The sequence below is a fragment of the Vreelandella populi genome (genome assembly GCF_003989825.1).
GTDB classification, from domain to species: Bacteria; Pseudomonadota; Gammaproteobacteria; order Pseudomonadales; family Halomonadaceae; genus Vreelandella; species Vreelandella populi.
Map to the genome: position 1 here is coordinate 513,820 of NZ_RZHE01000015.1, position 12,810 is coordinate 526,629.

Annotated in this window: 12 protein-coding genes; 9 read left to right on the forward strand and 3 right to left on the reverse strand. The window is 57.4% G+C overall.

The features are described 5' to 3' along the window. Positions 1 to 4: 4 nt before the first annotated feature. The gene (aroQ, locus tag ELY25_RS16975) at positions 5 to 457 is read right to left on the reverse strand and encodes a type II 3-dehydroquinate dehydratase (RefSeq protein WP_126952440.1); all 453 of its coding nucleotides are present in this window, start codon (positions 455 to 457) and stop codon (positions 5 to 7) included. A 115-nt stretch (positions 458 to 572) separates the two neighbouring features. Between aroQ and ELY25_RS16980 the strand changes: the two genes are divergently transcribed. Next, the gene (locus ELY25_RS16980) at positions 573 to 1,427 is read left to right on the forward strand and encodes a DUF72 domain-containing protein (RefSeq protein WP_126952441.1); all 855 of its coding nucleotides are present in this window, start codon (positions 573 to 575) and stop codon (positions 1,425 to 1,427) included. A gap of 149 nt (positions 1,428 to 1,576) precedes the next feature. Continuing rightward, on the forward strand, positions 1,577 to 2,920 hold the full coding sequence (locus ELY25_RS16985; protein ID WP_126952442.1) for a sodium-dependent transporter: 1,344 nt from the start codon (positions 1,577 to 1,579) through the stop codon (positions 2,918 to 2,920). Between the two features lie 63 nt (positions 2,921 to 2,983). Here the strand turns inward: ELY25_RS16985 and ELY25_RS16990 are convergent, their stop codons facing one another. After that, a complete protein-coding gene (locus tag ELY25_RS16990; RefSeq protein ID WP_126952443.1) occupies positions 2,984 to 3,202 on the reverse strand; it encodes a PA3496 family putative envelope integrity protein in 219 nt (72 codons plus the stop codon). A gap of 272 nt (positions 3,203 to 3,474) precedes the next feature. Here ELY25_RS16990 and hexR point away from each other — a divergent pair, with 272 nt between their 5' ends. From hexR to ELY25_RS17005, 3 genes are all read left to right on the forward strand, one after another. Further along, positions 3,475 to 4,329 carry a transcriptional regulator HexR gene (gene hexR / locus ELY25_RS16995; RefSeq protein ID WP_126952444.1) on the forward strand — a complete coding sequence of 285 codons (855 nt, stop codon included), beginning with the start codon at positions 3,475 to 3,477 and terminating at the stop codon, positions 4,327 to 4,329. Positions 4,330 to 4,429: 100 nt separating this feature from the next. Then, positions 4,430 to 6,628: a DNA helicase II gene (uvrD, locus tag ELY25_RS17000; RefSeq protein ID WP_126952445.1), complete on the forward strand. Its 2,199-nt coding sequence runs from the start codon at positions 4,430 to 4,432 to the stop codon at positions 6,626 to 6,628. Positions 6,629 to 6,752: 124 nt separating this feature from the next. Continuing rightward, positions 6,753 to 7,841 (forward strand): TRAP transporter substrate-binding protein, encoded by a 1,089-nt coding sequence (locus ELY25_RS17005; protein ID WP_126952446.1) that lies wholly within the window; start codon positions 6,753 to 6,755, stop codon positions 7,839 to 7,841. A gap of 84 nt (positions 7,842 to 7,925) precedes the next feature. Here the strand turns inward: ELY25_RS17005 and ELY25_RS17010 are convergent, their stop codons facing one another. Then, positions 7,926 to 8,339 (reverse strand): acyl-CoA thioesterase, encoded by a 414-nt coding sequence (locus tag ELY25_RS17010; RefSeq protein ID WP_126952447.1) that lies wholly within the window; start codon positions 8,337 to 8,339, stop codon positions 7,926 to 7,928. Between the two features lie 141 nt (positions 8,340 to 8,480). Between ELY25_RS17010 and ELY25_RS17015 the strand changes: the two genes are divergently transcribed. The 4 genes from ELY25_RS17015 (at position 8,481) to pstB (ending at position 12,802) form a co-directional block, all read left to right on the forward strand. Next, positions 8,481 to 9,374 carry a PstS family phosphate ABC transporter substrate-binding protein gene (locus ELY25_RS17015; RefSeq protein ID WP_185856182.1) on the forward strand — a complete coding sequence of 298 codons (894 nt, stop codon included), beginning with the start codon at positions 8,481 to 8,483 and terminating at the stop codon, positions 9,372 to 9,374. Between the two features lie 97 nt (positions 9,375 to 9,471). Next, positions 9,472 to 10,584 (forward strand): ABC transporter permease subunit, encoded by a 1,113-nt coding sequence (locus tag ELY25_RS17020; RefSeq protein ID WP_126952449.1) that lies wholly within the window; start codon positions 9,472 to 9,474, stop codon positions 10,582 to 10,584. Next, complete coding sequence (pstA, locus tag ELY25_RS17025; protein WP_126952450.1) at positions 10,584 to 11,993, forward strand: phosphate ABC transporter permease PstA; 1,410 nt, start codon at positions 10,584 to 10,586, stop codon at positions 11,991 to 11,993. The genes ELY25_RS17020 and pstA overlap by 1 nt, the downstream gene beginning before the upstream one ends. Continuing rightward, positions 11,987 to 12,802 (forward strand): phosphate ABC transporter ATP-binding protein PstB, encoded by an 816-nt coding sequence (gene pstB, locus ELY25_RS17030; protein WP_126952451.1) that lies wholly within the window; start codon positions 11,987 to 11,989, stop codon positions 12,800 to 12,802. Before pstA ends, pstB begins: the two co-directional genes overlap by 7 nt. Positions 12,803 to 12,810: the final 8 nt, after the last annotated feature.

The following is a 12,810-nucleotide window of genomic DNA, read 5'->3' on the forward strand; positions in this document are numbered from 1 at the left end:
CTGCTCAAGCATTTTTCATTGTGGCAACAATAGCGTCTAAAGCAGCCTGATAACCTTGGCTTCCTAGACCGGCAATAACGCCATCTGCGCGTAACGATATGTAGGAGTGATGGCGAAAGGCTTCCCGCTTATGGATATTGGAAAGGTGAACCTCAATAACCTTTCCATCAAATGTATTCAGCGCATCCAGTAGGGCTACCGAAGTATGCGAGTAGGCAGCAGGATTTATAACAATGCCCAGCGTACCGTCTAATCTAGCTTTGTGAATGGCATCAATAAGCTCCCCTTCATAATTACTCTGCAGCGCCACCAGCTCCCAACCAGCCATCAATGCCTGAGTGCGCAGTCGGTTTATAATGTCATCAAGCGTTTCCTTACCGTAGATTTCCGGCTGACGAGTGCCAAGCAAATTGAGATTGGGGCCATTGAGTACGAGTACACGCGGCGTAGTCGTCATGCAGTTTCCTTTTTTACCTATTCGTTATTCGTCACGTCGAAACAGTTGAGTCATGCTACATTGTTAAGCCATGCTACATTAGTACGCTTTATAAATGCATCAGGCTAGTGGCCCCATGACCCTCCCCCTCTACCTTGGCCTACCCATGTGGGCAAACCAGGATTGGCTGGGTACGTTTTATCCCCGCCATGCCAAGAGCGACCTGCTCGCTGACTATGCCAGCGTGTTTTCGAGCGTGGAGGGTAACACCACCTTTTATAGCGGCGCGCCCAAGGTGGAGACGATCGCGGCCTGGGCACGCCAGGCGCCGCCCTACTTCCGCTTCTGCTTCAAGCTGCCAGCAAGTGTTACCCACGACCAGCGCCTGACCAACCTTGACGCTGCCTGGGCGTTTCTGGACGCCCTCGCCCCGCTGCATGATCGCCTGGGCCCTACCATGGTTCAGCTACCACGTGATTTTGGCCCCGATGAGCTGCCTCAACTAGAAGCATTACTGGAGAATTGGCCCGCGCAATTACCGTGTGCAGTAGAGGTTCGCCACCCTGCTTTTTTCCACAAGGGAGCGGCAGAAAAAGCGCTCAACCAATTGTTGATAACTTATTGTGCCAATCGCGTGATGCTGGATGTACGCCCGGTCTTTTCGACACCTGCGGGTGATCATCCTGGCCTTGCTCACGCGCAGCAAGAAAAGCCGAAACTCCCGCTACACGTGCTTTCCACAGGTGATTTTCCGGTCATCCGCTTTATTGGGCATATTGACAAAACGATTAATATCCACTATTTCGCCCCCTGGAAAGCTCGCCTGGACCTGTGGATAAGTCAGGGGAAAACCCCTTTCTTATTTGTGCATACTGCTGATAATCGAGAATCCCCAGACATGGCGCGCCAGTTATACAATGCGCTTGGCGAACTCACCTGTCTGCCACCGCTTAGTGCCTTTCCTGGAGAGACGCAAAACCAGTTGTTTTAACCTAATGTTAATTCAACCTAACTGGCACGGGCCCGCCTGATCAGATAAATTGCGCATACTTTCGATAAGCGCGAGGTATGTACTTATCGAACATGCGTAAATGGGGCGCATAGCGACTTATTACAATCTAACTAACTTGTAGGTGATGTATGGCAAAGCTTGCACATGCACAATGGTCATCGAAGATGGGCTTTGTGCTGGCTGCTGCGGGATCGGCAGTAGGCTTGGGAAATATCTGGCGCTTTTCGTATATGACGGGCGAAAGCGGTGGAGCTGCTTTCGTACTGGTCTATCTGGCGTGTGTAACGCTGGTTGGCCTGCCGATTCTGGTGGCGGAGTGGATGATTGGCCGCCGCGGGCAGAAAAACCCGATCAATACCATGGCAGAGCTGGCCAGCAGCCACGGTCGCTCGCGCGCGTGGGCATCGATTGGTATCAGCGGCGTCTTGGCCGCCTTTCTGATTCTTTCCTTTTATAGTGTGATTGGCGGCTGGTCGTTGAACTATACGCTGGGCTCGGTGATTGGCACATTCGACGGTCAGGATGCCGATACGGTAGGCGCTATCTTCAGCGATCTACTGGGTAACCCCAAAGCGCTGCTCATCTGGCATACCGCTTTCATGCTGCTGGTGATTGGCATCGTGGCACGTGGCGTCACGAAGGGGCTTGAAGCGGCTTCACGTATCCTGATGCCAGCGCTGGTGGTGCTGCTTCTGGTTCTGGTTGGCTACGGCGTGGCAAGTGGCCACTTCGGTGAAGCACTGAGCTTCATGTTCAGCCCTGACTGGGGTGCGCTGGACGGAGGAGTGGTACTTGCCGCCATGGGCCAGGCCTTCTTTACCCTCTCCTTGGGGATGGGCATCATGATGGCGTATGGCTCTTACCTGGGTGAAGACGTCAATCTAATCAGCACCGCGCGTACCGTTATCATTCTGGATACGGCGATTGCCCTGCTGGCTGGCCTTGCGATCTTCCCGATTGTATTCGCCAACGGGCTAAGTGCAAGTGAAGGCCCAGGCTTGATCTTCATTACCCTGCCCCTTGCCTTTGGCAATATGGCAGGCGGTACGATTCTGGGCTTGATGTTCTTTTTACTGCTGACGTTTGCGGCGCTGACATCCGCTATTTCGCTGCTGGAACCGGTGGTTGAAACCGTGGAAGAGCGCACGTCCTTAAGCCGGATTGGCGCGACGCTGGTCAGCGCTATTGCCGTATGGGTGCTGGGCGTGGCGGCATTGCTGTCGTTTAACGTATGGTCCGAAGTGCTGTTCTTCGGCCTTAACATCTTTGACTTCCTGGACACCTTCACCAGCAAGATTTTGCTGCCGCTGACGGGCCTGGGCGCGATCATCTTCTTCTCGCTCTGTCTGGATAAAGAAGAAGCGCGCAAGGAGCTGCGGTTGGATATCTACGACTTCACCCTGTGGAACCTGCTTGCCAAATTCGTGGCACCGCTTGGCGTAATCGTCGTTTTCCTGACCGGTCTTATCTAGGCCCATCTTGGCCCTGCCAAGCGGCAGGGCAGCCTGCCTGTAGGTCACGCAAGACTTATCAAGCTAGTGCAGTTCGCTCTCTTGCCGTTCGTCATCGTCTGGCAAGGGGGCGATATCCCGATACAACTTCTGAAATTCCCGGTGTAACTCAATTCCCCGACGTGCGCGCAAGTTGCGTTGAGCGGCGCTACGTTGACGCTGAGCATGTTCATCCACTTCCATGCTCATGAAGATATCCAGCAGCTCGCTTTTAACTGAGGTGATTCGTTCGACGTTTCTCATGATCGACGTGCCTCCAGGTGAATATGCCTTCGTCCACCTGCATCCGTGACGACTGTTGAATGATGCAGTGCGGCACTTCACTTCTTACTATAACCTACTTGACAAAATGATGACAAAACGTGAACAAATGCTTAAACGCGCTTTAAACGTATGAAGCAGGTTGCGTTTCATTGTTCATTTTTGTCGTCCCTCAGGCATACTGAGGAAAACGCCGTGGTAGACGGCAACGCGCCTCTGTAAAGCAGGCGCATTGAATAACCGAGGAGCTCAACGTGAGTCGCGCCCTGTTCGATGAAATGAGACGCCGCATGGAGCACTTTCGCCGCTCCGAACAAAAGGTAGCGCGGTTTGTGCTGCGCAACCCCGATGAGGTCATTCATATGCGGATCGTTGACCTGGCGACGGAAGCCAAAGTCAGCGAACCCACCGTGGTGCGCTTCTGTCGTGCCCTGGGTTGCAATGGCTTCCAGGATTTCAAGCTGCAGTTGGCGCAGATGCTCGCCTCTGGGAGCCAGTTCGCGCAATTCTCGATGAACGATAGCGACTCCGTTGCTGAATTCTCCCACAGTATCTTCGACTCCACCGTCGGTACGCTGCTTTCCGTACGTGACCGGCTGGATAACGACGCCCTGGGCCGGGCGGTCAACGCACTGACCATGGCCAACCGGGTCGAGTTCTACGGCTTTGGTGCCTCAGGCGCGGTGGCGTTTGATGCCCAGCACAAGTTCTTCCGCCTGCAGATTTCCACCTCTGCCTACGCTGACCCGCATATGCAGAACATGTCGGCGGTAACCCTGAAAGAGGGCGATGTGGTCGTGGCAATCTCACAAACCGGGCGCACCAAGGCGTTGGTAGCCAGCGTACGCCTGGCCCGTGAAGCGGGTGCCACGGTCATTGGCCTGTGTCCCAGCGGCTCCCCCTTGGCCGAAGAAGTCAGCCTGCCGCTGTATATCGACGTTCACGAAGATACCGAAATCTATACGCCGCTCAGCTCGCGCATAGCCCACCTCGTATTAATCGACGTATTGGCCGTGGGCGTCGCTAAAACACGGGGCCCCAAACTGGCAGAGCAACTTAAAGCCGTGAAGAAAAGTCTCAATACGCTGCGCTACCCTGAAGAAAACTGATTTGGCAACGACCCGGATTCCACAGCTAACGACTGTATACACAGCCAGTGTACTTGCTGTGTTAGACTAAGCGCCCATTTCCGATCCGGCAGCGGCTTTTATGGACGACGTCACGGCGATACTCGATCAGCTCAACACCGCCCAGCGCGAGGCCGTCAGTGCCCCGCAGGGTAACCTTCTCGTGCTGGCCGGTGCCGGTTCCGGCAAGACCCGGGTACTGGTACACCGCATTGCTTGGCTAATGCACGCCGAAGGCCTGTCGCCCTATGCACTACTGGCGGTCACCTTCACCAATAAAGCCGCCCGTGAAATGCGCACGCGCCTTGAAGCGCTGTTGGGTCTTTCGCTGCGCAACGTCTGGGTGGGCACCTTTCACTCGATTGCCCACCGCTTGCTGCGCACCCACTGGCAGGACGCGAGGCTTCCGCAGAACTTCCAGATCATTGACTCCGATGACCAGCTCCGGCTGATCAAGCGGCTGCTGAAAGACTACTCGATTGACGATGAGCGCTACCCGCCGCGTCAGGTGCAGGGTTTTATCGGCGGCTGCAAGGAGGAGGGCTTGCGCCCTCACCAGGTCAACGTGGATGGCGATGGCTACATGGCGCAAATGGTCGAACTTTACGAGCGCTACCAGCTAACGTGTGAACGTGGCGGTCTGGTGGATTTCGGCGAGCTGCTGCTCAGAAGCCTGGAGCTGCTGCGCGACAACCCGCCGCTTCTGAACCACTACCGCGAGCGCTTCGGCCACGTGCTGGTGGATGAGTTTCAGGATACCAATACCCTGCAGTACGCCTGGCTGAAGCTGCTCACGGGCATGCAAACGCCCATGACGGCGGTGGGCGATGATGACCAGTCGATTTACGGCTGGCGGGGCGCCAAGGTCGAGAACATCCGCCGTTTTGAAGAGGAGTTTCCGCAGACCCACACCGTGCGCCTGGAGCAGAACTACCGCTCGACCAGCGCCATTCTGGACGCGGCCAACGCCTTGATCAGCCACAACAGCGAGCGGCTGGGCAAGAACCTGTGGACCGACGGTATCGAAGGCGAACCGATTTCGATCTACGCTGGGTTTAACGACCTGGAAGAGGCGCGCTATATCGTCGATACCATCAAGGAGAAGGTCGACGAGGGCTTCAACCGACGCGATATCGCGATTCTTTACCGCTCCAACGCCCAATCACGGCTGCTTGAGGAAACCTTGATTCGTCAGGGTATGCCCTACCGTATTTACGGCGGGCACCGCTTTTACGAGCGTCTGGAAATCAAGAACGCCCTGGCCTACCTGCGCCTGTTGCTCAACCGCGACGACGACGCCTCTCTTGAGCGAGTCATCAACGTGCCCACCCGCGGCATCGGCACGCGCACCGTAGAAATCCTGCGCCACCGCGCCCGGCTTGAGAGCATCTCGCTGTGGCAGGCGCTGCACGATGCGTTGGGCGATGGCACGCTGAAAGGCCGCGCGGGTAACGCTGTGCAGAACTTCGCCAACCTGATCGAGCAGCTCGACAACGACTCCGCAGGCTTGACGCTTTACGAGATCATCGATCATGTCACCGAGCACACCGGGCTGATCGAGCACCACAAGAGCGAGCGCGGCGAGAAGGGCCAGGCACGGGTCGAAAACCTGGAAGAACTGGTCACCGCCGCACGCGCCTTTACCCAGGGCGACGCCTTTGAAACCCCGGAGGCGGGCGAAGGCATGACCGCACTGGAGGCCTTTCTTTCTGAAGCGGCGCTCAACGCAGGCGACCATGAAGCCGAGGAGTTCGAGGACAGCGTGCAGCTGATGACGCTTCACTCGGCCAAGGGTCTGGAGTTTCCGGTGGTGTTTATCGCTGGCGTGGAAGAGGGCCTGTTCCCGCACAAGATGTCGATTGAAGAGCCGGGGCGGCTCGAAGAGGAGCGCCGGCTTTGCTACGTGGGCGTGACCCGCGCCATGCAGAAGCTCTACCTGACCCACGCTGAAACCCGTCGCCTGCACGGCAAGGAAGTCTTTCCCCGGCCGTCGCGCTTTCTGCGCGAGCTGCCGCCGCACCTGCTTGAAGAGGTGCGCCTGCGCGGGCATATCTCACGCCCAGTGACGGCGGCGCGAACAAGCTTCGCCCAGCAAAGCGTCGAGAGCGATGGCGATCTACCCACCCTGCACGTCGGCCAGCGCGTGAATCACCCGGTGTTTGGTGAAGGGGTGATTCTCAATGCCGAAGGCGAGGGTGTCCGCGCGCGCGTACAGGTGAGTTTTGAAGGCGAAGGCGTCAAGTGGCTGGTGCTGGGATTTGCCAAGCTGACGCCGCTGTAGCGCGGGCTTGTGCCAGTGGGCGGTAGCTTGCCCAATAAAACATGATTAGCGCATACTGACGGGCGGACACTTGCGCTCACGTGCAATTACACAAAAAACATACTTTTTCGGAGTTATGCCCGCCATGCAACGCCGTCAATTTTTAAAAACCGCCGGCCTGGGTGCCGCCGGTGTCGCCGCCGCGCCTTTCGTCAGTAGCGCCCACGCGCAAGAAACCTATACTTGGGACATGGTCACGTCCTGGCCGAAAAACTTCCCGGCGCTGGGTACCGGCGCCAACGACTTTGCGCGTCGCGTCGAGCAGCTCTCGAACGGTCGTATGCAGATCCGGGTTCACGGCGCCGGCGAGCTGGTACCTGCCCTGGAAGTCTTTGACGCCGTTGCCGCCGGCACCGCTGAAATGGGTCACTCCACGCCTTACTACTGGCGTGGCAAAGTGGCTGCTGCACAGTTCTTCACCGCCGTTCCTTTTGGCATGACTACCACCGAGATGAACGCATGGCTTTATCACGGCGGTGGCCAGGAACTGTGGGACGAGATCTACGCCAAGCATAATCTCAAGCCGTTTGCCGTGGGTAATACCGGCCCGCAGATGGCAGGCTGGTTCAAGAAAGAGATCAATTCGCTTGCCGATATGCAGGGTTTGAAACTGCGCTTGCCGGGCCTTGCCGGTGAAGCCATGAACGGCATCGGGGTCAGCACCATCAACTTGCCGGGTTCGGAGATTTTCACCTCACTGCAAACCGGCGTCCTGGATGCCGCCGACTGGGTAGGCCCCTACAACGACATGGCGTTTGGCTTGCATCAGGTGGCCGACTACTACTACACCACGGTGTGGAACGAGCCGACTGCCGCCGTCGAAACGATGATCAACCTGGACGCCTGGAACTCCCTGCCGGAAGATCTTCAGAACGTCATCCGCGAAGCAGCGCGTGCCTCCAACCTAGCCATGTTCACCGAGTTCGCCTATCGCAATGCTCAGGCGCTTGAAACTCTGGTAGATGAGCACGGCGTTCAGTTGCGCGAGCTTCCCGAAGACGTGATTCAGGCGCTTTATGAGTCGTCGCAGGAAGTGATTCAGCGCCAGGTGGAGAACGATGAAGACTCCCGCCGCGTTTATGAATCCTACTCAGCTTTCCAGAAGGTGATGCGTCCGTTCAGCGATATCGGCGAGTATGCGTACTTTAAAGGTCGCGAGCAGGCAGGCGGTTAATCGGCATAGAACGAACGGTAAACGATGACCCAAGCAGCAGGGGCGCCTAGGCGCCCCTGCTGCTTGTCGGGATAGCGCGCAGCATCAATCGTGAACGGCGCGAATGCGGCCATTGTCATCCAGCGCTACTCTCACGAATCGCGCTTCGGTCACTTTCTGGCGCTCTTCGAGGCTCCGGGCATGGGGTGGGCGTACCCATACCTCCACGATAATTTTGATCGAGCTGCGGCCGATCTCCTGCACCTGGGTATAGACACTCACCATCGAGCCCACGCGCACCGGACTCAAGAAATCCATTGACTCAATGGCAACAGTCGCTGTTCGCCCACCGGCCTCACGCCCAGCGGCCAGTTCTGCGGCCTGATCCATATGATTGACCAGCCACCCACCCGGAATATCGCCGTAAAGGTTGGTATCCTGTCGTGAAGCCAGTAGTTTTAGGGTGAGCTGACCCTGAGGTGCCGGTACATCGTCCAAATCGGTTTCCAGAAGTGTCATAAGTCGGTCGCTTAAGAAGGTTATTGTTGTGGTATTGCTGCATCGCAATATAAAGGCGCTAGTTAATCACAAGAGGACTGACGTTTGAAGCGTATAGGCTTACTGAGGGACAAGACATATCGCCTGCGTTTTACTCTCGTTATGGCGCTAATGCTATGCGCATCAGCGACCTGGGGGCAACAACAACCGGTCAGCGGCACCTTGAGTGCCATTGGTTCGGACACCATGGCCGGGCTTACGTTGCGCTGGGCAGAAGCGCTGACCAACCGCTATCCGGGCATCAACGTGCAGTTTCAGGCTACCGGTTCTGCCAGCGTGCCACCGGCACTGACCGCTGGCACCACGCGCCTGGGCCCCATGTCGCGCCCCATGAACGAGCAGGAACGTCAGGCGTTTACAGACCGCTACGGCTATCCGCCGCTGGCACTTAGAGTGGCCAAGGATGCGCTTGTTCTAGTGGTGCATCGCCATAACCCTCTGCAGGCCATTACCCGCCAGCAGGCCGACGCCATCTTCTCCACCAGGCAGGCATGCGGGGCAAAAGCGCCTATCCAGCGCTGGAATGAACTGCCCGCAACTCACGACTGGCCCTATGGGCATATTGCTCTGCATGGGCGTAATCTGGCTTCCGGAACCCACGGGCTTTTTCAGGCCGAAGTGCTATGTGGGGGCGATTTCCGACCTGATATCAGCGAGCACCCCGGCTCATCTGCGGTGGTGGCAGCCGTTGGCGAGTCACCCAATGCTATGGGGTATGCGGGCTACAACCATTTGTCGCCGATGGTCCACGCCCTGCGCCTGATCACGCAGAACGGGGCTGAGATCGCCCCCACAGAGCAGACGATTCAGCGTAACGAGTATCCCTTTTCCCGCGATCTTTATCTGTACGTTAATCTACCCCCTGGCAAGTCGCTGCCGCCTGCCGATCAGGCGTTGCTGACGCTCATTCTGTCTGAAGAAGGTCAACAGATTGCCCGCGCCGCCGGTTTTGTACCGCTTCCTGAAAGTGATTTAAAAACCCAGCGCACCTGGTAGGCCACTATCATCTAACTGTCATAAAAATGACGTAAAGTAAGGAGAATGTTCATGCAGTCGGTATTTGCCACGCCCGTGACCCTTCTATGATGTCGCTATGATCCCACCTCGCGCGTCTGCTCACCAGCCGCTACGCCAGCTTAAAAACCGTATAGCTACTGGCCTGATTACCGCTGGAGGCATTGGCGTTTTGCTGGCCATTCTAGCGATTGGCGTATTTCTATTCTGGGAGACCCTGCCGCTACTGGCTCGGGACGAGACCTTGGCTTTCGCCAAACTCTCTCCGCTGGCCTGGGGCACATTAAAAGCCGCCCTTGCTGCCATGCTGTTTGCCCTGCCGATTGCGTTGGGGGCCGCCATGTATTCGGCCCTGTTCATGTCGGCGCGCCTGCGTAGCCGCATCAAACCAGCCCTTGAGATGATGGAAGCAATTCCTGGCGTGGTGGTGGGGTTTATTGCAGGCCTGGTGCTGGCACCTTGGGTTGAACGCAACCTGGCCAGTACGCTGGTGCTGCTGGTGTGGTTACCACTAAGTGCAGGTCTGGCTGGCGTACTCTGGCATCTGCTGGCGGCACGTTGGCGTCAGCAGATGCCGCTCTCCTGGGCCGGTTTATGGCTTCTGCCGTGGCTTGCCTGCATGGTGCTGTTAGCGCTGTGGCTGACACCCCACATGGAAGAGCTGTTCCTTGGTGGGGATTTGCGCCGCCTGCTGGAACAGCACTGGGGGCTGGATTACGCCACGCGCAATGCGCTTATTGTCGGCATCGCTATGGGGTTTGCCGTTATACCCAGCATCTATGCGCTTGCGGAAGATGCGCTTGCCGATGTACCGACAGCATTGATGGAAGGGGCTCAGGCGCTAGGCGCCAGCCGTTGGCAGGCACTCTGGAGAGTCGCTCTGCCGGCGGCCGGGCCCGGCATTTTTTCTGCGGTGATGATTGGCGCTGGGCGTGCCGTAGGTGAAACCATGATTGTATTGATGGCCAGCGGCAATACCGCGCTGTTTAGCGCAAGCCCCTTTGAAGGTATGCGCTCTATGGCTGCCGCCATTGCCATCGAGCTACCTGAAGCATCTCCTGACGGGCTTACCTACCACTATCTGATACTCGCAGCATTGGTGCTGTTTATCTTTACGTTCCTGGTCAACACTCTGGCAGAGATGGTTCGCTTGCGTATGCGCCGCCGTTACCATAAAGCAGGGCATCGCTGATGAGCCGCTTTATCACAGTCGCTCACAGGCGTCTGCTGGACAGGCTCTGGCCCTGGCTATGTGCCGCCAGCGTCGCCTTGTCGCTACTCATGTTAACGGCCCTGCTCACCCTGTTACTGGTACGCGGGCTGGGGCACTTCTGGCCTGCCTCCCTCGAAGAGATCACCCTGCGCTCTGGTGACGTGGTGGCGGGTCAGGCGATCCGCGAAACCCCACTCCCCCAAAAGATCGGCAATGAGCGTCTCTATTTTACGGGCAACCGCGATATCGATGGCGCCAGCTGGCGCTGGGTCGACGTGGACAACATTATTGCGCGTACCACGCCCGCTGATCTCATCCGCCTGGAGCGTGCCCCTTGGGGCGACTTTATAGGCCGACTGGAGAGTCTGGAAGCTGACGGGCAACGGATGATGGGGCAGGCCGCCTGGGACTACTTAGCCGCGGCCTTGGCATTGCCTGCCGACCAGCGCCCGACAGGGCAGCTGCTGCTGACAACAGCCGATGGTCAGGCGCTGAGCCAGCCGTTAAGCACGACCAGCCGCGCACTGGCACCCAACGCCATGTCGTGGGGGCAGAAAACACGCCTCTGGGGCAGCAGTGTCTGGCAGTTTTTAAGCGAAGGGCCACGTGCGGCCAACACCAGCGGCGGCGTCTGGCCTGCTATCTTTGGCACAGTGTTAATGGTAATCCTAATGTCAGTGATCGTAACGCCCTTTGGCGTACTGGCGGCTATTTATCTTAATGAAATTGCCCATCAGAACCGCCTCACTCGGTTGGTACGCATTGGCGTGCGCAATCTGGCGGGCGTGCCCTCGATTGTCTACGGCGTGTTCGGACTCGGCGTGTTTGTCTACGGCATTGGTGGGACGCTGGATACCTGGTTCTTTAGCGCTACCTTGCCTTCACCCACCTTTGGTACGGGCGGCCTGCTGTGGGCTTCGTTGACGCTTGCGCTGCTAACCCTCCCTGTGGTGATTGTGGCCACCGAAGAGGGGCTTGCACGGATTCCCGACGCCCAGCGAGAAGGTGCCATGGCGCTGGGGGCAACACGCCTGGAAATGCTTACCCGTGTGGTGCTGCCCATGACCGTACCTGCCATGCTGACCGGGGTCATTCTCGCCGTTGCCCGCGCTGCAGGTGAAGTAGCCCCACTCATGCTGGTAGGCGTTGCCAAACTTGCTCCCCAGATGCCGGTCGATGGGGAATTTCCCTACCTGCACCTAGAGCGCAAGTTCATGCACCTTGGCTATCATCTGTTTGATACCGCCTTTCACGGCGAGGATGTTCAGGCTGCGATGCCATTAGTGTACGCCACGGCACTTCTTTTAGTCCTGATTGTGCTGGTGCTTAATCTAACTGCCATATTTCTGCGTCATTATTTCAGGCGCCAACGAGGAAACGAATGCTAGCGTCATTTGATTCAGCCCCTGCCTCACAGGCGCCAGTGACGCACTTTTCGCCCGAGCACTGCGCCCTGAGTATCGACCGATTCAACCTCGCCTATGCGGGGAAACCGGCGTTGCGTGAGCTTACGCTGAGCGTGCCGCGCCATCGGGTAACCGCCTTTATCGGCCCTTCAGGCTGCGGAAAATCGACCCTGCTGCGTGCCATAAACCGGCTGCACGATCTTAATGAGAGCGTTAAGCACAGCGGGCATATCGAGCTTGAGGGGCAGGATATCTACGCACCCCAGACAAACGTGACCGAGCTTCGCCGCCGGGTCGGGATGGTGTTTCAAACGCCCAATCCTTTTCCTATGTCGATCTATGAAAACGTGGCGTTTGGTCTGCGCTTGCAGCAACGCCTGCCCAAGCGACAGCGTGACGACATCATTGAGTGGGCGCTGACCTCGGCGGCCTTATGGGATGAAGTGAAAGATCGCCTGCACCGTTCTGCCTGGCAGCTATCGGGCGGGCAACAGCAGCGTCTGGTCATTGCCCGAACGCTCGCCGTTCAGCCTGATGTACTGCTGCTCGATGAACCGGCATCGGCACTGGATCCCATTTCAACTCTGAAAATCGAAGAGCTGATTCGCAATCTTAAATCGCAGCTAACCCTGGTTCTGGTGACTCACAACATGCAACAGGCGGCGCGGGTGTCGGATTACACCGCCTTCTTGCAGGATGGAGAGCTTGTTGAATATGGCCCTACCGACCAGGTATTCACCAACCCGCATTTGCAACGCACCGAAAACTACATCACCGGCCGTATGACCTAGCTAATATA